Below are 20,375 nucleotides of genomic sequence, written 5' to 3'. Positions count from 1 at the left end.
AAGGTCAGGCCGAATAGGGGCGCAGCTGCACGAGGTGGAGGTGGTCGCCGTCGGCGAGCCACTCGACGTCCACCGGTGAGTCGAAGGTGTAGTCGGGCGAGAAGTGGCCCTGCAGCAGACGGCCGGCGATGGCGAGCCGCTGCAGCTGGGTGTGCGCCGCTTCGTCGAGATCCGCGGGCGCGTCGCCCAGGGACAGCGTGCGGCCGCCGCCCTCGACCGTCGAATACAGGTACTGCATCGGCAGGGCCGAACCGTCGACGACGTCCGTCACGCGCGGCGACACGTTGACGTAGACCGTGCGGAAGTCCGCGCGGTTCATCGGGTTCGTCGTCACCAGCACACCGCCGAAGTCCGCCGCGACCTGTTCCTGGATCACGACGCCCATGTAGCACTCGTCGAGGGAGATGCCGGCCTGCTGCCGCAGCCGGACGCTGCGCACGGACACCAGCGACGCCCAGACTTCCTTGACACTGGCGAAGATCCGCTCGGCCGTGGTGACGTGGTTGTGCGACTCGTAGATCCCGGCGGCCGAGAACCCGGCGAGGTCTTCGGCGTTCGACGAACTGCGCACGACGAACGCCCGCACACCGGCCAGCTGCGAAACCAGCGCCGAGTCGATCTCGCCGGCGAGCGCCCCCGGCAGGCGCGCCGACCGGATCAGGCCCTGCAGCTCGACGCACAGCGGCTCGATCTCGCGCGCGTCCAGCTCCAGGGCCATCTTCAGCTTCCCGATGGCCTGCTGGATCCGCGGCGACGACTCCAGGAACCGCCGTTGCAGCGAGAACGGCAGCGCGATGCCGCGCGGGACGCGGACGTGCTCGTCGAGCAGCCGGCGGGCCGCGGCCGAAAGGTCGGCGTCGCGAGGGACGTCGAGCAGCCGGGCCAGGTAGGGGAGCAGGTTGTCCCGCGGCGGCCGCGGCACCTGGTAGAAGCCGAGCAGCCGCTGCGACCCGTGTGCCAGCACGTGGTGCAATTCGCCGAGATTGGCCGCCTTGGTGCCGTAGCGGTGGCGGTCGGATGCGCGCAGCCGGGCGAGGTTCACGATCGTGCTGTGCTCGGCTTCCGGCTGCTCCAGGGTGACGCGCTGGGCGTACCAGGACGGCGGTGCCGCGTCGGCCGGCTCGTCGACCTCCCGCAGCGTCAGCGCTTGGGCGTCCACTGTGTACTCGACCCACTTGCCGTCGAGCCCGCGGCGCTCGATCTCGGCCAGGGCGCCGAGCTGGACGGCGTTCGGGATCTGCCAGCCGGTGGCGAGGACGTTCGTGTGCGACAACGGCGTCGTGTGCCGGGCGTTGACGATCCCCGCGAGTCGCGGGATGTCGTCGGGCACGCGGTCCATCACGATGATGTCGGTCCAGTCCAGCGTGGCGGCCCGGTACTCGGCCTCGGTGCGGAACGCGCGCAGCCGCCCGGTGGCCGTGCCCGGGTTCAGCGCCACGAACGGGGCCGTGGAGAACAGCTCGTGCGCGAAGACGCGCGGCAGCTCGGCCGCCGGGATCTCCCGGACGATCCGCTCCTGCAGCTGGTTGGCCGGCTTGAACAGCAGCGGCAGCGCCGGGTCCGTGTACTGGGCGACGAAGGCGTGGAACTCCCGGATCAGCGCGGCCGGCATCGTGTCGACCTCGACCGTCTCCAGCGAAAGCATCTGCGGGTGCAGCGCGAGAATGCCGAGCAGGAACCGGCGGTCCGGCGCGTGGTAGAAGGCCTCGTTGTACGAGTCGATCTCGGCGCGCACGCGTTCTTCGCCGACGCCGAGGATTTCTTCGCCAATATAGATCGCGTGAAAGGAATGCCGCGCGTTGTTCAGAAAGTGGATCTTCGCCTGCTCGCGGTCGACCACGACCTTGACGAAGGAATAGCCGCCGAGAGTGCCGCCGAGCTGGTGAAGTGCGGACGACGAAAGGCGTTCGCCGACGAGAGCGGCGACGGTCTCGGGGGCAGGACTGGGTGCGACCACGCTGGTCAGGGACACGGATTCTCCTCGCTGGAATAGCGATGAGAAACGATAACAGGCAGGTAAATAACTCACCAGGGCCGTGGATGGACCATTCAGTGGGACCAGCCCGTTTTCATGACCGGCGCCACACCCGCTCGGAGCACCGTTCCAGCGCACTGGAACGGTGCTCCCGGAATGCGGACGCGCATTCCGCCGTTCGGGTGCGGCGATGACGCGGAGTGATTTCCGCTACAGCGCGGCGGCCTCCGCGGCCAGCTTCTCGATCGTCGCGACGTCGAGCGAGGCCGTCAGCCACGAGCCGCCGATGCAGCCGACGTTCGGCAGCGCGAGGTAGGACGGCGCCGAGGCCACCGTGATCCCGCCGGTCGGGCAGAACTTGAGCGACGGCAACGGACCCGCGATCGACTTCAGGTACGCGACGCCGCCGGACGCCTCCGCCGGGAAGAACTTCAACGCCGTGAGCCCGCGCTCGGCCAGCCGCATCGCCTCGGACACCGTGCTCGCGCCGGGCAGGAACGGCAGCCCGGACTCGAAGCACGCGTCGACGACGGCGTCCGTGCAGCCCGGCGTCACGAGGAACTTCGCGCCCGCGTCGGCGGCCTGCTTCGCCTGGTCCGGCGAGACGACGGTGCCGGCGCCGATGACGATGTCCGGCACCTCCGCGGCGACGCGCTCGATCGCCGACAATGCCGCCGGGGTGCGCAGGGTCAGCTCGATGACCCCGATCCCGCCGGCGAGCAGGGCCCGGGCCGTGGGTACCGCGTCGTCGGCGTCGTCGATCACCACGACGGGCATCACGGGGGACAGCTCGAGCAGGTCCTGACCGGTGGTCACTGACCGACCTCCTGGGTTGTGAAAGCGGGCGTTCCGTGTTTCCTGGGGCCAAGCCCCAGACCCCGGCCGGGGGGCAAGCCCCCCTGGACCCCCGAAAGGACGCCAAGGTGCTCCGGAGTCAAACCGCCGAACACCGAAGCGCCCTGGTCAGCGGGGCCGACCGCCCGGCGCAACGCGGCGAACAGCTCTCGGCCGGTGCCGGTCCAGGATGCTTCGGACGGCGGCGAGTCCACAAGTTCACGGCGGGCGAGTTCTTCGTCACCGACGAGCACGTCGAGGGAGCCCGAAGCCGCGTCGAGCCGGATGACGTCGCCGTCGGCGATGCGCGCGATGACCCCGCCCGCCGCAGCTTCCGGCGTCACCTGGATCGCGGCCGGGATCTTGCCCGACGCGCCCGACATCCGGCCGTCGGTGAGCAACGCCACGGCGTGCCCGCGGTCCATCAGCACGCCCAGCGCGGGTGTCAGGCCGTGCAGCTCCGGCATGCCGTTGGCCTGCGGGCCCTGCTGCCGGATCACGACGACGACGTCCCGGTCCAGCTCGCCGGCCTCGAACGCGGCCGTGAAGTCCTCCTGCGTGGTGAACACCCGCGCCGGCGCCTGGACGACGCGGTGCTCGGGCGCCACCGCGGACACCTTGACCACCGCGCGGCCGAGGTTGCCCTCGACCATCCGCAGCCCGCCGTCCGCGGCGAACGGCCGCCACGCCGGGCGCAGGACGTCCTCGTCGAGGCTGCGGGTGGGCACGTCCCGCCAGACCAGCTCGCCGTCGGACAGGATCGGCTCGGCGCGGTAGCGGTGCAGCCCGAACCCGGCCACCGTGTGGACGTCTTCGTGCAGGAATCCGGCGTCGAGCAGCGTGCCGACGAGGAACTGGATGCCACCGGCGGCGTGGAAGTGGTTGATGTCGGCGCTGCCGTTCGGGTAGACCCTCGCCAGCAGCGGCACGACGGCCGAGAGGTCGGAGAAGTCGTCCCAGGTCAGCTGGATGCCCGCGGCCGCGGCGATCGCGACCAGGTGCATCGTGTGGTTGGTCGACCCGCCCGTGGCGAGCAGCGCGATGACGCCGTTGACGAACGCCTTCTCGTCGAGGATCCGCGAGACCGGCGTGTACTCCTCGCCACGCGAAATCGCCACGGCCCGCCGCCCGGCCTCTTCGGTCAACGCGCGGCGCAACGAAGAACCCGGCTGGACGAAGCTGGCGCCGGGCAGGTGCAGGCCCATCACCTCGACGACCATCTGGTTGGAGTTGGCCGTGCCGTAGAAGGTGCAGGTGCCGGCCGAGTGGTACGACGCCGCTTCCGCGTCGAGGAGGTCTTCGCGGGTCGCGAGGCCCTCGGCGTACAGCTGCCGGACGCGCGCCTTCTCCTTGTTCGGCAGCCCGGAGTTCATCGGGCCGGCCGGCACCAGCAGCGCCGGCAGGTGGCCGAAGGACAGGGCGCCGATCAGCAGGCCGGGCACGATCTTGTCGCACACCCCGAGCAGCAGCGCGGCGTCGAACATGTCGTGGGACAGCGCGATCGCCGTCGACATCGCGATGACCTCGCGGCTGAACAGCGACAGCTCCATGCCCGCGCGGCCCTGCGTGATCCCGTCGCACATCGCGGGCACCCCGCCGGCGAACTGGGCGACACCGCCGGCCGAGCGCACGGACTTCTTCAGCCACGCCGGGTACTCCTGCATCGGCTGGTGCGCCGAGAGCATGTCGTTGTAGGACGACACGATCGCGACGCCGGGGGCGCGCGCGGCCCGCAGCGCTTCCTTGTCGACGCCGTCCATCGCGGCGAAACCGTGGGCGAGGTTGCTGCACGCGAGGCCGCGGCGGACCGGGCCGTCGGCGTACGCGGCGGCCATGCGGTCGAGGTAGGCGGTGCGCGCGGCGGCACTGCGCGCGGCGATGCGGGCGGTGACTTCGGCGATAACGGGGTGCAACGATGGGGTCGGGCTCATGTCCGGCTCCGGATCACTGGGGTGTGGTGGTCCGCGGGACGGCAGCGCTGACGCCTCTGGGTCGTGACTCTGGCCACAGTACCTCGGGAAAACGCCGAATCAAAATCGATTCAGAAGATCGACCCGCGTGACCCCGATCACCCCCGGAACCGTTAGTGTGCTAGTTGTCACACTGCACGACGCGTGGCAAAACCTTCGCCGGTTCCCTGCCAGCCCCACCACACGGGAGGCATGATGTCCACCTCCGAGATCGCCGAGCTGCGGCGAACCATCGGCCAGCTCCGGCAGTGCGTCGGCGCACTGCGCTCTCGCTACGGCGACGCGTCGGCGGTGCGCCGGCTCGCCAACGACGTCGAGCGCCTCGACATCGACACCGCGGACCTCGACGGCGTGCCCCTCGCGGTGCCCGCCCAGGCGAAGGCCGCGGAGCGCGTCCCCGTCCCCGACACCCCCTACGACCCGGCGCTCTGGCACGGCGCCGATGACGAAGGCGTCGGCGGCTACAAGCGCGACCAGCGGTGAGCGCACCCGCTGACAACGGCGTCGGCACCGGCGTCCAGGCCCCGAAACGGGCCCGGATCGCCGAGCGCACCCTCCGCACGGACCGGTGGTGGCTCCAGCCGCTGCTGACCGTGCTCGGACTGTCGGCGTTCATCATCTACGCGACGGTCCGGTCGTTCGTGCGCACCGCCTACTGGGTGCCCGACTACCACTACCTGACGCCGTTCTACTCGCCGTGCCTGTCCACTTCCTGCGTCGAGGGCTCGAGCCACTTCGGCCACTGGTTCGGCGACCTGCCCGGGTTCATCCCGCTCGGCTTCGTGGTGCTGCCGTTCCTGCTCGGGTTCCGCCTGACCTGCTACTACTACCGCAAGGCGTACTACCGGTCGGTGTGGTTCTCCCCGCCCGCCTGCGCCGTCGCGGAACCGCACGCCAAGTACACCGGCGAGACGCGGCTGCCGCTGATCATCCAGAACGTCCACCGCTACTTCTTCTACGTTGCGCTGGTCGTCTCGCTGGTCAACACCTACGACGCGATCACGGCGTTCCACGGGAAGACCGGCGGCTTCGGGTTCGGGCTGGGCAACATCGTCCTGCTCGCCAACGTGATCCTGCTCTGGGCCTACACGCTTTCCTGCCACTCGTGCCGGCACGTGACCGGCGGCAGGCTGAAGCACTTCTCCAAGCATCCGGTGCGCTACTGGATCTGGACCAAGGTCTCGAAGCTCAACACCCGCCACATGACGCTGGCCTGGACGACGCTCGGCACGCTGGTGCTGACCGACTTCTACGTCATGCTCGTGGCCAGTGGTGCGATTTCGGACCTGAGGTTCGTGAACTAGCAGTGCTCCCAACAGTGCTTTCAAAAAACACAGATGTCCCCATTTTCCGAGGTGGAATTCTTTTATGACCGAGGTCGAACGGCACAGCTACGACGTGGTGGTGATCGGTGCCGGTGGCGCCGGTCTGCGCGCCGTGATCGAAGCCCGCGAACGCGGCTTCCGCGTCGCCGTCGTGTGCAAGTCCCTGTTCGGCAAGGCGCACACGGTGATGGCCGAGGGCGGGTGCGCCGCCTCGATGGGCAACGCGAACTCGAACGACAACTGGCAGGTCCACTTCCGCGACACCATGCGCGGCGGGAAGTTCCTCAACAACTGGCGGATGGCCGAGCTGCACGCCAGGGAGGCACCGGACCGCGTCTGGGAGCTCGAGTCCTACGGCGCGCTGTTCGACCGCACCGCCGACGGCCGGATCAGCCAGCGCAACTTCGGCGGGCACACCTACCCGCGGCTGGCGCACGTCGGTGACCGCACCGGCCTCGAGCTGATCCGCACGATGCAGCAGAAGATCGTCTCGCTGCAGCAGGAGGACTTCGCCGAGACCGGGGACTACGAAGCGAAGATCAAGGTCTTCGCCGAGTGCACGGTCACCGAGCTGCTCACCACCGAGGGCCGGATCTCCGGTGCGTTCGGGTACTGGCGGGAGAGCGGCCGGTTCGTCCTGTTCGAGGCACCCGCGGTCGTGCTCGCCACCGGCGGCATCGGCAAGTCGTTCAAGGTGACGTCGAACTCGTGGGAGTACACCGGCGACGGCCACGCGCTCGCGCTGCGGGCGGGCGCGAAGCTGATCAACATGGAGTTCGTCCAGTTCCACCCGACCGGGATGGTCTGGCCGCCGAGCGTCAAGGGCATCCTCGTCACCGAGGGCGTGCGCGGTGACGGCGGCGTGCTGAAGAACTCCGACGGCAAGCGGTTCATGTTCGAGTACGTGCCGGACGTCTTCAAGGGCCAGTACGCCGAAAGCGAAGAAGAAGCCGACCGCTGGTACTCCGATCAGGAGAACAACCGGCGCACGCCGGACCTGCTGCCCCGCGACGAGGTGGCCCGCGCGATCAACTCCGAGGTCAAGGAAGGCCGCGGTTCCCCGCACGGTGGCGTCTTCCTCGACATCGCCAGCCGGCTGCCGGCCGAGGAGATCCGCAAGCGGCTGCCGTCGATGTACCACCAGTTCAAGGAACTGGCGGACGTCGACATCACCGCGGAGCCGATGGAGGTCGGCCCGACCTGCCACTACGTCATGGGCGGCATCGAGGTCGACCCGGACACGGCCGCGGCGAGCGTGCCCGGCCTGTTCGCGGCCGGCGAGTGCTCGGGCGGCATGCACGGGTCCAACCGGCTCGGCGGCAACTCGCTGTCCGACCTGCTGGTGTTCGGCCGGCGCGCCGGCCTCGGCGCCGCCGAGTACGTGCAGGGGCTCGAGGGCAGGCCCGCGGTCAAGGAGTCCGATGTGGACGCCGCGGCGAAGATGGCGCTGGCGCCGTTCGACCCGCCCGAGGGTGCCTCGGGCGAGAATCCGTACACCCTGCACACCGAGCTGCAGCAGTCGATGAACGACCTGGTCGGCATCATCCGCAAGGCGGAGGAGATGGCGCAGGCGCTGGCGAAGCTCGACGAGCTGCGGGAGCGGATCCTGCGCGTCACCGTCGAAGGGCACCGGCAGTTCAACCCCGGCTGGCACCTCGCGATCGATCTGCGCAACATGCTGATGGTCAGCGAGTGCGTCGCCAAGGCGGCGCTGACGCGGACCGAAAGCCGCGGCGGCCACACGCGCGACGACTACCCGGGCATGGAAGCGGACTGGCGCCACAAGCTCCTCGTGTGCTCGGCTTCCCCGGGTGACAACCCCGTGGTGCCGGACGTGGACGTCGAGGTGAAGGAGCAGGTGCCGCTGCGGCAGGACCTGCTGGAACTGTTCGAGTTCGGTGAACTCGGGAAGTACTACACCGACGCGGAGCTCGAGACGCACCCCGGGAGCAAGGCATGAGCTACAAGGCGAGTTTCCGCGTGTGGCGCGGCGACGACACGGGCGGCGGGCTGCAGGACTTCACGGTGGAGGTGAACGAGGGCGAGGTCGTCCTCGACATCATCCACCGGCTGCAAGCCACCCAGGCGTCGGACCTCGCCGTGCGGTGGAACTGCAAGGCGGGCAAGTGCGGCTCGTGCTCGGCGGAGATCAACGGCAAGCCGCGCCTGCTGTGCATGACGCGGATGTCGACGTTCACCGAGGACGAGGTGATCACGGTGACGCCGATGCGGACGTTCCCGGTGATCCGTGACCTCGTCACCGACGTGTCGTTCAACTACACGAAGGCGCGCGAGATCCCGTCGTTCACCCCGCCGGCGGACCTGAAACCGGGCGAGTACCGGATGCAGCAGGTGGACGTCGAGCGGTCGCAGGAGTTCCGCAAGTGCATCGAGTGCTTCCTGTGCCAGAACACCTGCCACGTGGTGCGTGACCACGAGGAGAACAAGGAAGCCTTCGCCGGGCCGCGGTACCTGATGCGCATCGCCGAGCTGGAAATGCACCCGCTCGACGTCGCGGACCGCCGTGACGCGGCGCAGGACGAGCACGGCCTCGGGTACTGCAACATCACGAAGTGCTGTTCCGAGGTGTGCCCCGAGGGGATCCACATCACCGACAACGCGCTGATCCCGATGAAGGAGCGTGTCGCGGACCGCAAGTACGACCCGATCGTGTGGCTGGGCAACAAGCTCTTCCGCCGGGACAAGTAGGGCTTTCTCCTCGACGCTCGCGAACCGCGCCTCGGGCCGGTTCGCGAGCGTCTTTTTCGGCGTGACAAGGTGGCAGCATGGAGACCGCGCTGCTGCCGACGGTGCTCGCCGGGGCGCACGTGTTCGATCCCGAAACCGGGGAGAGCACCCGCGCGGACGTGCGGCTGGACGGCTCGCGCATCGCCGAGGTGGGCCTGGGCCTGGACGGCTCGCGCATCGACTGTTCCGGCGGTTTGCTGATTCCCGGGCTCATCGACTGTCACGTGCACGTGGCCTTTCCGCGGCCCGAGCCGTTGCCGCGCAGTGCCCGGATTCTCGAAGCCGTGCCGGTGCTGCGGGGACTGCTGGCGCGCGGGATCACCACCGTCCGGGACGCCTGGGGCGCCGACGCCGGGGTCAAGCACGCCCTGCGTGAGGGGTGGATCACCGGACCGGACCTGCTGGTCAGCCTGCGTCAGCTGGGCCCCACCGGCGGGCTCGGTGACGGCTGGGAGGCGCCCGCGGGCGTCGTCGACCACTTCGGCGACCCGTCGCTGCCCGACCCGCTGTTCGACGGGCCGGACGCGGCGCGCGCGGCGGTGCGCCGGATGGTGCGGGCGGGCGCCGACTGGATCAAGGTCGGCGCGAGCGGAGCGATGCAGGCGGTGCGCTCGGGTGCCGACGTCCGGCCGACCGACGACGAACTAGCCGCGCTGGTCGACGAAGCCCGGCGCTGCGGCCGGGACGTCCTGGCCCACGCGCACACGTCCGCCGCCGTCGTCTCGGCCGCCCGCGCCGGGGCGCGCAGCATCGAACACGGCACCTTCCTCGACGACTCCGCTGTCGCGGCGCTGGCCGGCGCTTGGTACGTGCCGACGCTCTCGCCGATCAGCGACAGCGAGTTCGCCGAGACGCATCGCCGCTCGCTTCGGCTCGCGGTGGACGCGGGTGTCCGCATCGCCGCCGGTTCGGACCTCGCCCCGCGTCCCCATGTCGACTTGACGACCGAGCTGCGGCTGCTGGCGGCGGTGCTCGGCGAGGCGGCCGCCCTGAAAGCGGCCACCTCCGAAGCCGCGCGGCTGCTCCGCCTCGACGACGACCGCGGCCGCATCGAACCGGGCTTGCGTGCCGACCTGGTGCTGCTGGACGGCACGGACCTCGACGTGACCGACCTGCCCGGGCGGACCCGGGCGGTCTGGCACGACGGGAGGCGCGTTACCGATCCGGCCGAAAGGTAGCCCGCCTCCGGCGCGGCACGTCACCGTTGCTCCGAAGCCATTCGGCCGTGGCTGTGGCCGGATCGGTACCGGATCGGCTCAGTGGCGCAGCGAGCTGAGCAGGGCGCTCCACGCGGTGCTCGGGACGGTCAGGTGCCCGGCGGCGGGCGCCTTCGAGTCCCGGACCGCGGTCACCTCCGGCGTGAGGGCCACCTCCACGCAGGTCTGGTGCTCCTGGCCTTCGCTGTGGCTGCTCTTGATCCAAGTCCGCGCACGGGCCACCCTCGATCACTCCCTCAGCCGTTCGTACTCGTCCGCGAACCGGACGAGCCACTCCCGGGATTGTCCCTCGGAGAGGGACGTTTGTTCCAGACGCGTGACGAGAACGTAGAAAGCCTCCACGGCGATCCGGTCGTCCACGAACAGTCCGGCGGTGTAGGTCTCTTCGTAGACCACCGGTGGGTGCTCGGGAAACTCCATGACGGTGAAGGTCGTGCTCAGCACGCGGAACGTGGGGTCCGACTCCGGCACCACCCGGATGACGCAGTGCGGCAGGTTCGTGGTCAGCACGAGGTTCTGCAGCTGCTCCTGCATGAGCGCCGGGCTGCCCACGACCGAACGCAGCGCGCGTTCGTGCACGAAGAAGGTGCAGCTCGGCGGGTCGTGGCGTTGCAGCACCTGCTGCCGGTCCACGCGGGCCCGCGTCAGCATGCCGAGCCTGTCGGCGGTGTAGCGCCCGGTGAGTTCGAAACAGGTGTGGACGTAGTCTTCCGTCTGCAGCATCCCGGGGATGGCGGCCGGGCTGTAGTACACCATCGAGCGCGCGAGGTTTTCCTGGATGATGAGCGACTTCATCGGATCGACGAGCTCGTCGAAGTAGGGCCGCACCCAGTAGAGGTCGCCGGCCGGCTTGGCCAGCTCGAGGAGCCGCGCGCGTTCGGCGGCCCCGGTCCCGCAGTGGGCGAGGTAGATCGCGGCGTCGACCGGCGCGATGCGGCGGCCGTTCTCCCAGGCCGACACCTTCGACGCCGACCAGTCCGCGCGGCGGGCCATCTCGCGCAGGGTCATCCGGACCAGCTCGCGCTGGCTCTTGAGTTCGTAGGCCATTTCCCGCGTGCGCACCGTGCTCTTTTCGGTCATGGCACGGACGGTAGAGGGGACCTCCGACAAAACGACGCACGCCGCGCGCGGATTCACCGCAAGGAGGTCGCTGTTCCGCCTGTGTGACAACGAAATCCGGCTCGCGAAGCGCTGCGAAGCTGCTTCGCGCGGCGAAGGCGCTTCGCGCTATCTTAAGCGATATATGACACCGGAAACAATGCCGCGTCCGGTCGCGGGAAAAGGGCCGGGCGGCGGAATTGTTCCACGGAATTGCCGCGCGAACCGGGCGGGGCGCGGCCGTTCGGGGAACGCGCGTCCGGGCGCGGGGTGGTTGACTGCCCGCATGGCCGAACCGAAACCGCGGGACCTGGCCGCCCTGTTGCTGACGCTGACCGTCGTCACCGGGGTGGTCGACGCCGTCAGCTTCCTCGGGCTGGGGCGGGTTTTCGTCGCCAACATGACCGGGAACGTCGTGTTCTTCGGGTTCGCGGCGGCGGGGGAGGCGACGCTGTCGGTGCTCGCCTCGGCGACCGCCGTTCTCGCCTTCCTGGCCGGCGCGCTCGCCGGCGGCCGCCTCGCCCGGCGCGAGGACGACCGCGACGCCCTGCGGCAGGCGACCGCCGTGCAGGCGGCGCTGATCGCGGTGGCCGTCGTGTCGGCGGCCACCCTCGGCAGCGGCACCCGGCTGGGCAGCGAACTGCTGATCGTCGTCCTCGGCCTGGCGATGGGCCTGCAGAACGCCGCCGTCCGCCGCATCGGTGCGCCCGACCTCACCACGACCGTGCTGACGATGACGCTGACCGGCTTCGCGGCGGACTCGAAGGCGGCCGGTGGAACGGGTTCGCACCCGCTGCGGAAGGTCGCCGCCGTGGGGGCGATGCTCGCCGGGGCCTTCGTGGGCGGGCTGCTGCAGCTGCACGTCGCGATGTGGGCCGCGCTCGCGGTGGCACTCGTGCTGGTCCTGGGTGTGCCGGCCGTGCTGTACCGGACGCCGCGGATCGCGAACAGGTCCACCGGGGAATCGGCTGGACGGTGACCGGCCGGGAACGGGAAGATCGCCCGCGACAAGCTCGGCGACGGCAACGTCCTCATGGTCCCGGAGGAGGCAGGAATGACAGACGGATTCGTGCGGCTGTACCGGCGGGACTGGACACCGGAACAGGTGCGCCGTCGGGTCGGCCGGCTGGCGGCGACCGGGATGGTGCCGGGGCATCCCCGCACCGGCCGGATCACCGCGATCAGCGGCGAGTGGGAGACCATGGGCGAGCAGGTCGAGATGGATCGCGAGGGCCTGCTCGCCGCCATGGCCGGTCTCGGCGAAAAGGGGTTCACCTTCCAGTACTGGATGACCGACGACGAGGATGCCGACGTCGTCTGCACGCTGAGACAGGCCGGTGACGGCGTGGTCGTCGAGGACTACGGGCTCGACGGCTTCGGCGGTCCGGTCCACCGGAAGGGACAGGACACGGTGATCCGCCGGCTGCTGGCCGAGTTCCGGGCGACCGGGCCGGCCGCGGTCGGGCTGGTCGTCGACCGCTGGGGGCCGTCGCAGGAAACCGACCTCGACGACATCGTGACCGGTGGCCCGACTCCGGTGACGATCACACCGGAACTGATGGTGCTGCGACCCGAGATCGCGCGCCGGCACTTCGAGCCCGGAGAACTGGTCCCGTTCGGCGACTTCCTCGCCCGCGACGCGGACGGGATCCTCGCGCTGGTACCCGGCTAACCGAGCGAGCGGCCGCCGTCGACCAGCAGGCGCTGGCCGGTGATGAAGCCCGACTCCTCCGACGCGAAGAAGCTCACCGCCGCGGCCACGTCCTCCGGGGTGCCCAGCCGGCCCACCGGGACCGAAGCCCGGTACTCCTCCCGCTCGGCCTCCGGGACCTCCGCGTGCCGTTCCACCGGGATGAACCCGGGCGCCACCGTGTTGACCGTGATGCCGTCCGGGGCCAGTTCGCGCGCCCAGGCCTTGACCAGGCCGATCTGGGCGCTCTTCGCCGTCACGTACGCCGAGCGGCCGGGTGGCGGGCGGTCCGTCACCTCCGAGTCGATGTGCACGATGCGGCCGTGGTGACGGGCGCGCATCCCCGGCAGCACCGCGTGGCCCAGCAGCACCGGCGACCGCACGAAGAAGTCCAGCTGGGCCAGGTGAGCCGGCCAGTCCACGCTCGCCAGTGGTGCTTCCGGCTGCGGGCCGGTCGCGTTGAGCACCAGGACCCCGATCGGGCCCAGCAACGCCGTGACGGCGTCGACCAGGTCGCCGGCCTGGCGCCGGTCGGTGACGTCCGCGGCGAACGCCGCCGCCCGGCCGCCTTCGGCGAGGATGCCCTCGGCGGCGGTTTTGAGGTCGGCGTCGTCGTGCCGGCCGTTGACCGCGACGGCGAACCCGTCGCGGGCGAGCCTTCTGGCGATCACCCGGCCCAGGCCGCGGGAACTGCCGGTCACCAATGCGACACCCATGCCGCCGACGCTAGGGGACGCCCGGGGACACGACAAGGCCCCCGGGACGTGTCCCGGGGGCCTCGAACGGGTGACTCAGGCCGAAGCGGCCGCGAGGTTCTCCGTCACCGGGGGCGGGGCGCCCACGGCCTTCTTGCTGCGGCGGTTGCGCCGCTCCAGGTACGTCGCCAGCGCCGTCAGCAGCAGGCACATCACGACGTAGATGGCGGTCGCCACGATCGTCGACGGCACGATCGGCCGGCCGAACGTGCCCTGCGAACCGATGTAGCGGGCGTAGTACAGCAGCTCCTGGTAGGTGATGATGAAGCCGAGCGCGGTGTCCTTCAGCAGGACGACAAGCTGGCTGATGATCGTCGGCAGCATCGCCCGGACCGCCTGCGGCAGCAGGACCAGGAACATCACCTGGGTCTTGCGCATGCCCAGCGCGTACGCGGCTTCGCTCTGCCCCTTCGGCAGCGACTGGATGCCCGCGCGGAAGATCTCGGCGAGCACCGAGCCGTTGTACAGCGTCAGGCCGAGGACCACGCCGAGGAACGGTGACGTCGGCACGCCGATGGTCGGCAGGCCGAAGTAGAACAGGAACATCAGGATCAGCGCGGGGATGGCGCGGAAGAACTCGACGACGAACCCGGCGATCCGGCGGATCCAGGCGTGGTCCGACAGCCGGCCGGCCGCGAAGATCGCGCCGAAGATCAGCGCGAGCACGGCCGCGGCGGCGAACGCCTGGAGCGTCGAAAGCACCGCGTTGCCGAGGTCGCGCTGCACCTGCGCGTACTGCAGCCACTCCCACTTGCGGGCGGTGAACTGGCCGCTGTCGTAGAAGCGCCACCCGATGTAGCCGAGGAACGCGAGCACCACGAGCGTGCCGACCACCGCGTAGGTGGTGTAGCGCAGCCGGGCCTTGGGGCCCGGGACGTCGAACAGGACGTTGGTCATCGGGCCACGCTCCAGCGCTTCTCCAGGCTGCGTTGGACGAACGACAGCACGGCGACCAGGATGATGAAGCCGAGCGCGACCCACAGCAGGCCGACCAGCTGGTTCTCGCCGCGTTCGGACAGGTACGAGCGGATCGCGCCGGCCTCCGCGACCGAGAAACCGGCAGCGATGGTGGTGTTCTTCAGCAGCGCGATCAGCGTGCTGATCAGCGGCGGGACGACCGACCGCAGCGCCTGCGGCAGCACGACCTGGCCGAGGATCTGGCCGAAGGTCAGCCCCAGCGCGCGGCCCGCCTCGGCCTGGCCGACCGGCACCGTGTTGATGCCCGAGCGCACGACCTCGCAGATGAACGCCGAGGTGTACACGGTCAGGGCGGTCACGGCGGCCGGGAAGTAGTCGAGCTTGACGATGTCGAGCAGCGGGTACGCGAACACGAAGAACGCGAACACCAGGGTGAGCGGCGTGTTCCGGGCGATCGTCACGTACGCCGTGCCGACGGCGCGGAAGACGGGGACCGGGCTCACCCGCAGCATGGCCAGGATCGTGCCCCAGACGAGGCTGCCCACGGCCGCGAGCAGGAACAGTTCGATCGTGGTGAGGAAGAACGGACCGAACAGGTCCAGGTTGTTGAGCAGGACGTCCATGGAGCCTTCCCCGCGTCCGTTTGCCAGAGGTGGTCAGGTGGTGGATGTGACGGGGCCGGTGAACCGGGAAACCCGATTCACCGGCCCTGGTGTCACGTCAGTACTTCTCGAGGGTCGGGAGCTTGGCTTCCGAACCCGACTTGCCGAGGGTGGCGTCGTAGATCTTCTTCCAGGTGCCGTCGTCCAGCGCCTTCTGCAGGATCTCGTTGACCTTGTCGCGCAGGACCTTGTCGTCCTTGTTCAGGCCGATGCCGTACTTCTCCGTGGAGAACGTCTTGCCGACGACCTTCAGGTTGTCCGGGTCCTGGGCCGCGTAGCCCTTGAGGATCGCGTCGTCGGTGGTGACCGCGTCGACGTCCTTCGACAGCAGCTTCTCGACGCACTGCGAGTACTTCTGGAACTCGACGATGTTGCCCGGCTCGGTCAGGTTCTCCGAGCGGACCTTCTGGATCGGGGTCGAGCCGGTGACCGAGCAGACCTTCTTGCCCTTGAGGGTCTCCTTGCCGGTGATCGAGCTGTCGTCCTTGCGCACCAGCAGGTCCTGGCCGGCGACGAAGTACGGGCCGGCGAAGGAGACGAGCGCCTTGCGCTTGTCGGTGATCGAGTACGTGCCGACGTAGTAGTTCACGTCGCCGTTCGCGATCGTCTGCTCACGGGCACCCGAGTCGACCGTGCGGAAGGTGATCTTCTCCGGGTCGAAGCCGAGGCCGGCCGAGACGAGCTTCGCGATCTCGATGTCGAAGCCGCCGAACTTGCCGGTCGTCGGGTCCTTCAGGCCGAGGTTCGGCTGGTCGTCCTTGGCACCGACGGTCAGCGCGCCCGCCGACTTCATCTTCGCGAACACCGGGGAACCGGCCAGGTCGACGCCCTGCGCGACCGGGTAGGTCAGCGCCGCGGGGGCGTTCGTGCCGCTCTGGTCGCCCGAACCCGGCGACGTCGGCGTGCCTTCCTTGCCGCAGGCGGTCAGCGTGGTCAGCGCCAGGCCGCCGGCGAGCAGTCCCACCGCGAGGGTGCGGATCCTCATGTGAATCTCTCCTGTGTGTCGTCACCCGGGCGCCGACGGCGCCGCGGACCGTGCTCGGTGGTTGATCTCAGTGGGTCAGGATCTTGCCGAGGAAGTCCTTCGCGCGCTCGCTCTTCGGCGCGGTGAAGAACGCTTCCGGCGTCGTGTCTTCGACGATCTCGCCGTCGGCCATGAAGATCACCCGATCGGCTGCCCGCCGGGCGAAGCCCATCTCGTGGGTGACGACGAGCATCGTCATGCCGTCCTTGGCCAGACCCGTCATCACGTCGAGGACCTCCTGGACCATTTCCGGGTCCAGCGCCGAGGTCGGCTCGTCGAACAACATGACCTTGGGCCGCATCGCCAGCGCCCGCGCGATGGCGACGCGCTGCTGCTGGCCACCCGAAAGCTGCGCCGGGTACTTGTCGGCCTGGTTGGCGATGCCGACGCGCTCCAGCAGTTCCATCGCCGTCTTGCGCGCTTCGGCCTGCGAGGTCTTGCGGACCTTCACCGGCGCGAGCATGACGTTCTCGACGATGGTCTTGTGCGCGAACAGGTTGAACGACTGGAACACCATGCCGACGTCGGCCCGCAGCGACGCCAGGGCCTTGCCCTCGGCGGGCAGCGGGACGCCGTCGACGGCGATCTCGCCCGAGTTGATCGGCTCCAGCCGGTTGATCGCCCGGCACAGGGTCGACTTGCCCGAGCCCGACGGGCCGAGCACCACGACGACCTGGCCGCGAGGCACCTCGAGCGTGATCTCCCTGAGCACGTGCAGGTCGCCGAAGTACTTGTTCACGGCGGACGCCTTGATCATCGGCGCCGCCACCTCCGCGGTCATCTGGCCTCCCGGGTCGTTCGTGCAAATCGGGCATGGGTCACCACGCGATGGCGAGAACCTACCGTTGTCGTACCGGCTGGCAAGGCCGCTTGAGCAATACTTAGGGTTTCAACTGAGTATCGATGTCCTTTTTGGGGGGTGTCCACCCGAAGTCACGGGGAGTGACCGTCCGGGTGGCCGGTGCGGGGCCCGCCCGGACGTCCTAGAGTTCGCCCCACCGGCCGGTGGAGCAGGTCACCATGGGAGGCGGACGGGTGCGGGTGCTGCTGGTGGAGGACGACGACCGGGTCGCGGGCGCGCTCATCCCGGCGCTGATCCGGCGCGGCCTGGCGATCGCCCGGCTCGCCACCGGCGCCGGCGTGCTCGACCGGGTGCACGAGGTCGACGTCGTCCTGCTCGACCTCGGCCTGCCCGACATCGACGGCGTGACGCTGTGCCGCCAGATCCGCGCGGTCAGCGACGTCGCGATCATCGTCGTCTCGGCGCGCGCCGAGGTCGACGACCGGATCCAGGGCCTGCGCGCGGGCGCCGACGACTACCTGGTCAAGCCCTACGACGTCGAGGAGCTGCTCGCCCGGGTCGAGGCCGTGCGCCGCCGCCGCGGGGAGCACCCCGCCGCCGAGCCGGTGGTCATCCGGGTCGGGGACGTCACCGTCGACGTCTCGCGGCACGAGGTGCTGGTCGGCGGCAAGGCGGTGGCGCTGTCCCGCAAGGAGTTCCAGGTGCTGGCGCTGGTGGCGGGCGCGCGCGGCGCGGTCTGCTCGCGCGAGCACGTGCTCACCGAGGTGTGGGGTCACCGCGGGGCGGCGGAGAGCCGTTCGCTGGACGTCCACGTCGCGACGCTGCGGACGAAGCTGGGCCGCCCGGCGCTCATCGAGACGGTCCGCGGGGTCGGGTACCGGCTCGGCGGCCAGGTCGCCCGGAGCTGAGGCGTGCGCGTCCGGCTGCAGGGCATCGTGCTGACGCTGGTGGCGTTGCTGGTGTTCGGCCTGGGCATCCCGCTGGCGAGGAGCATCGCCGCCGGCGCGCAGCAGGACCTGTTCCTCGACCGGCTGACCGACACGGCCCGGTTCGCGTCGCTGGCCCAGCGCCCGCTGCTGGACAACAAGCCGTCGCTGATCAACCCCGATCTGGTCCGCTACAACGAGGTGTACGGCGTCCAGGTCGCGGTCGTCGACCAGGACGGCAAGCTGTTCGCGTCGTCGCTCGGGCCGGGCGCCGCGCGGATCGACCTGCGGGCCGAGCGCCTGAGCGGGCCGATCCACGAGGCGCTCGCCGGCCGCCGGTCGCAGCCGGCCGGCGTGCTGATGCCGTGGGATTCGACGCCGCTGGTGCTCGCCGAGCCGGTGCTCGCCGACGGCGAGGTGCACGGCGCGGTGCTCACCGTGTCCGAGACCGGCGCCGAGCGCGCCGACGTCCTGTGGTGGTGGCTGCTGCTCGCCGCGGGCGGGATCCTCGCCTTCACGCTGGCGCTGGCCGTGGCGGTGCCGGTGGTCCGCTGGATCCTGCGGCCGGTGCACCGGCTCGACGACGCGACGGGCGCACTGGTGGCGTCGGTGGTCAGCGGCCGGGAGGCCGAGCCGGTGGGGGAGAGCGGCGGGCCACCGGAGCTGCGGCAGCTCGGCCGGTCGTTCGACCGGATGGCCGAAAGCGTGTCGGGTGCGCTGGCGGCACAACGCGCGTTCGTCGCCGACGCGTCCCACCAGCTGCGCAACCCGCTGACGGCGTTGAAGATCCGCCTGGGCAACCTGGAAGGCCACGTCGACGACGAGCCGGCGGCCGCCGACCTGGAGGCCGCGCGCGTCGACGCGGGGCGGCTGCACCAGATCCTCGACGGGCTGCTGTCGATGGCTCGCGCCGAGGCCTCCGGCGGCGAGCTGGACCCGGTGGCGCTGGACGAGGCCGTCGCCGAGCGGGTCGCCGACTGGTCGGTGGTCGGCGAGGCCCGGGACGTGCGGCTGGTCGTCGACACGTCCGGCGACGGCGCGCGGGTGCGCATGCCGCCGCGCGGCGCCGAAACGATCCTGGACGCGCTGCTGGACAACGCGCTGAAGTTCACCGCGTCGGGGACGGAGATCCTGATCTCGGTGGCGAAGGAGGACGACCGGGTGCGGTTGTCGGTTCGTGACCACGGGCCGGGACTGCGGCCCGACGAGCTCGACCGCGCGCGCGACCGGTTCTGGCGCAGCCCCGCCCACCAGAACGTGCCCGGCTCGGGACTGGGCCTGGCGATCGTCACCGAGATCGTCGCGCACTCCGACGGGGAACTGGAGCTGGACCTGCCCGAGGGTGGCGGCCTGCGGATCGCGATGGAGTTCCCGGTCGCCTAGCGCCGCGTGCCGGACCCAAGGTCTTGAATGACTCATTCAGGTCTTCGGAGGTCTTGAATGAGTCATTCAAGACCTTTGCCCTAGGTCTTCTGCGCCCGGTAGTAGCGCAGCGCACCCGGGTGGAGCGGGACCGGCTGGGTCTCGATGCCCGGGTGGACGTCGATCGACAGGGCCGCCAGGTTGGCGTCGGCCAGCGCGCGGCGGGCGCCGAACAGGTCGCGGACCAGGGCTTCCGCCACGTCGTCGGGCATGGATTTCGGGACCACCAGGAAGTTCGGCACCACCAGCGTCGTCACCGGCAGGAGCTGGTTGTACGTGCTCGCCGGGATGGTCGCGGTGCTGTAGACCTGGCTCAGCGCCTGCATCTTCGGCATCAGGTCGGCGATGTCGAGCAGCCGCAGCCGGCCTCGGTTCTCGGGTTCCGCCAGTTTCGGCGTCGGCAGCCCGCCGGACCAGAAGAACGCGTCGACGTCGTGGTTCAGCAGCGCGGCGACGGAATCGTCGAGGCCGCGGGTGATCGTGCTGACCGAGTTCTGCAGCCCGGCCGCGATGAGCAGGGACTTGGCGATGAACTCGACGCCGGACTGCGGTGAGCCGATCGCGATCCGGTGGCCGCTCAGCTGGGACACCGACCGGATGTCGGAGTCGGCCCGGACGACGATGTGCAGGTAGTCGTCGTGGATCCGGGCGAGCGCGGCGAAATCCGGGTGGGCCTGGTAGCGGTCGGCGGCGACGTCGGCGGCGACGAAGGCGACGTCGGCCTGCCGGGCGAGCACCTTGGCGACGTTGTCGGGCGAGCCCTGGGTCTGCAGCACCTCCGGCCGGTCGATGTCCAGGCCGGTCTGCCAGGCGGTGGCGAGGGTCTGGGCGAGCTTGTAGTAGACGCCGCCGGAGTTGCCCGCGGCGATCCGCAGCTTGAGCCCGCCGAAGCCGGCGGTGCAGGCGCTGAGCACCAGCAGGAGGGCGGCCGCGATCGCGAGCCCGCGCGTCCGCCTGCTGGTGGTCACGGCTTGATCGTGCCAGACTCCGGGGCCGGCGGGCAGCCTCA

The 20,375-nt window shown here is 70.2% G+C and carries 20 protein-coding genes; 9 read left to right on the top strand and 11 right to left on the bottom strand.

The genetic code is table 11. The features are described from left to right. Positions 1-4: 4 nt before the first annotated feature. The 3 genes from ACLJQF_RS15550 to edd form a co-directional block, all read right to left on the bottom strand. Entirely contained in the window at positions 5-1,972 is a 1,968-nt protein-coding gene (locus ACLJQF_RS15550) for a PEP/pyruvate-binding domain-containing protein (protein WP_410609317.1), read from the bottom strand. A 213-nt stretch (positions 1,973-2,185) separates the two neighbouring features. Beyond that, entirely contained in the window at positions 2,186-2,791 is a 606-nt protein-coding gene (eda, locus tag ACLJQF_RS15545; RefSeq protein WP_410609316.1) for a bifunctional 4-hydroxy-2-oxoglutarate aldolase/2-dehydro-3-deoxy-phosphogluconate aldolase, read from the bottom strand. Next, positions 2,788-4,740 carry a phosphogluconate dehydratase gene (edd, locus tag ACLJQF_RS15540; protein WP_410609314.1) on the bottom strand — a complete coding sequence of 651 codons (1,953 nt, stop codon included), beginning with the start codon at positions 4,738-4,740 and terminating at the stop codon, positions 2,788-2,790. The genes eda and edd overlap by 4 nt, the downstream gene beginning before the upstream one ends. A gap of 234 nt (positions 4,741-4,974) precedes the next feature. On the opposite strand from edd, the gene ACLJQF_RS15535 reads away from it, so the two are divergent. The 5 genes from ACLJQF_RS15535 (at position 4,975) to ACLJQF_RS15515 (ending at position 10,030) form a co-directional block, all read left to right on the top strand. After that, positions 4,975-5,262 carry a hypothetical protein gene (locus ACLJQF_RS15535; protein ID WP_003054488.1) on the top strand — a complete coding sequence of 96 codons (288 nt, stop codon included), beginning with the start codon at positions 4,975-4,977 and terminating at the stop codon, positions 5,260-5,262. After that, a complete protein-coding gene (locus tag ACLJQF_RS15530; protein WP_410609312.1) occupies positions 5,259-6,083 on the top strand; it encodes a hypothetical protein in 825 nt (274 codons plus the stop codon). Before ACLJQF_RS15535 ends, ACLJQF_RS15530 begins: the two co-directional genes overlap by 4 nt. Positions 6,084-6,147: 64 nt before the next feature. Continuing rightward, the gene (locus ACLJQF_RS15525; RefSeq protein WP_410609311.1) at positions 6,148-8,064 is read left to right on the top strand and encodes a fumarate reductase/succinate dehydrogenase flavoprotein subunit; all 1,917 of its coding nucleotides are present in this window, start codon (positions 6,148-6,150) and stop codon (positions 8,062-8,064) included. Further along, positions 8,061-8,813, top strand: a complete 753-nt coding sequence (locus tag ACLJQF_RS15520) for a succinate dehydrogenase/fumarate reductase iron-sulfur subunit (RefSeq protein WP_410609309.1) — start codon at positions 8,061-8,063, stop codon at positions 8,811-8,813. The genes ACLJQF_RS15525 and ACLJQF_RS15520 overlap by 4 nt, the downstream gene beginning before the upstream one ends. 77 nt (positions 8,814-8,890) lie before the next feature. Continuing rightward, positions 8,891-10,030 carry an amidohydrolase family protein gene (locus ACLJQF_RS15515; RefSeq protein ID WP_410609307.1) on the top strand — a complete coding sequence of 380 codons (1,140 nt, stop codon included), beginning with the start codon at positions 8,891-8,893 and terminating at the stop codon, positions 10,028-10,030. Positions 10,031-10,108: 78 nt separating this feature from the next. Here the strand turns inward: ACLJQF_RS15515 and ACLJQF_RS15510 are convergent, their stop codons facing one another. Beyond that, positions 10,109-10,291: a DUF397 domain-containing protein gene (locus ACLJQF_RS15510; protein WP_410609306.1), complete on the bottom strand. Its 183-nt coding sequence runs from the start codon at positions 10,289-10,291 to the stop codon at positions 10,109-10,111. A gap of 6 nt (positions 10,292-10,297) precedes the next feature. Continuing rightward, on the bottom strand, positions 10,298-11,149 hold the full coding sequence (locus ACLJQF_RS15505; RefSeq protein WP_410609305.1) for a helix-turn-helix domain-containing protein: 852 nt from the start codon (positions 11,147-11,149) through the stop codon (positions 10,298-10,300). Between the two features lie 304 nt (positions 11,150-11,453). On the opposite strand from ACLJQF_RS15505, the gene ACLJQF_RS15500 reads away from it, so the two are divergent. Further along, a complete protein-coding gene (locus ACLJQF_RS15500) occupies positions 11,454-12,146 on the top strand; it encodes a YoaK family protein (protein WP_410609303.1) in 693 nt (230 codons plus the stop codon). Between the two features lie 75 nt (positions 12,147-12,221). Next, positions 12,222-12,839, top strand: coding sequence for a hypothetical protein (locus tag ACLJQF_RS15495; RefSeq protein WP_410609301.1), 618 nt, complete (start codon positions 12,222-12,224; stop codon positions 12,837-12,839). Here the strand turns inward: ACLJQF_RS15495 and ACLJQF_RS15490 are convergent. From ACLJQF_RS15490 to ACLJQF_RS15470, 5 genes are all read right to left on the bottom strand, one after another. Then, a complete protein-coding gene (locus ACLJQF_RS15490) occupies positions 12,836-13,573 on the bottom strand; it encodes an SDR family NAD(P)-dependent oxidoreductase (protein WP_410609300.1) in 738 nt (245 codons plus the stop codon). The two genes, ACLJQF_RS15495 and ACLJQF_RS15490, sit on opposite strands and share 4 nt — an antisense overlap. A 75-nt stretch (positions 13,574-13,648) precedes the next feature. Beyond that, positions 13,649-14,509 (bottom strand): amino acid ABC transporter permease, encoded by an 861-nt coding sequence (locus ACLJQF_RS15485; protein ID WP_410609298.1) that lies wholly within the window; start codon positions 14,507-14,509, stop codon positions 13,649-13,651. Next, positions 14,506-15,153, bottom strand: coding sequence for an amino acid ABC transporter permease (locus tag ACLJQF_RS15480; RefSeq protein WP_410609297.1), 648 nt, complete (start codon positions 15,151-15,153; stop codon positions 14,506-14,508). The genes ACLJQF_RS15485 and ACLJQF_RS15480 overlap by 4 nt, the downstream gene beginning before the upstream one ends. Before the next feature lie 97 nt (positions 15,154-15,250). Next, a complete protein-coding gene (locus tag ACLJQF_RS15475; RefSeq protein ID WP_410609296.1) occupies positions 15,251-16,177 on the bottom strand; it encodes a glutamate ABC transporter substrate-binding protein in 927 nt (308 codons plus the stop codon). A 67-nt stretch (positions 16,178-16,244) separates the two neighbouring features. Then, positions 16,245-16,973, bottom strand: coding sequence for an amino acid ABC transporter ATP-binding protein (locus tag ACLJQF_RS15470; RefSeq protein ID WP_410609679.1), 729 nt, complete (start codon positions 16,971-16,973; stop codon positions 16,245-16,247). Between the two features lie 278 nt (positions 16,974-17,251). On the opposite strand from ACLJQF_RS15470, the gene ACLJQF_RS15465 reads away from it, so the two are divergent. Both ACLJQF_RS15465 and ACLJQF_RS15460 read left to right on the top strand, forming a co-directional pair. Continuing rightward, entirely contained in the window at positions 17,252-17,926 is a 675-nt protein-coding gene (locus ACLJQF_RS15465) for a response regulator (RefSeq protein WP_410609678.1), read from the top strand. Positions 17,927-17,929: 3 nt separating this feature from the next. Continuing rightward, positions 17,930-19,327: a sensor histidine kinase gene (locus tag ACLJQF_RS15460; protein ID WP_410609295.1), complete on the top strand. Its 1,398-nt coding sequence runs from the start codon at positions 17,930-17,932 to the stop codon at positions 19,325-19,327. Between the two features lie 80 nt (positions 19,328-19,407). Here the strand turns inward: ACLJQF_RS15460 and ACLJQF_RS15455 are convergent, their stop codons facing one another. Next, on the bottom strand, positions 19,408-20,334 hold the full coding sequence (locus ACLJQF_RS15455) for a TAXI family TRAP transporter solute-binding subunit (RefSeq protein ID WP_410609294.1): 927 nt from the start codon (positions 20,332-20,334) through the stop codon (positions 19,408-19,410). Between the last annotated feature and the right edge of the window lie 41 nt (positions 20,335-20,375).

This window comes from Amycolatopsis sp. lyj-109, from assembly GCF_046548995.1.
Taxonomy (GTDB): Bacteria; Actinomycetota; Actinomycetes; order Mycobacteriales; family Pseudonocardiaceae; genus Amycolatopsis.
Note: the sequence above shows the minus strand (reverse complement) of the source record. Positions and strands in the feature narration are given on the sequence as shown.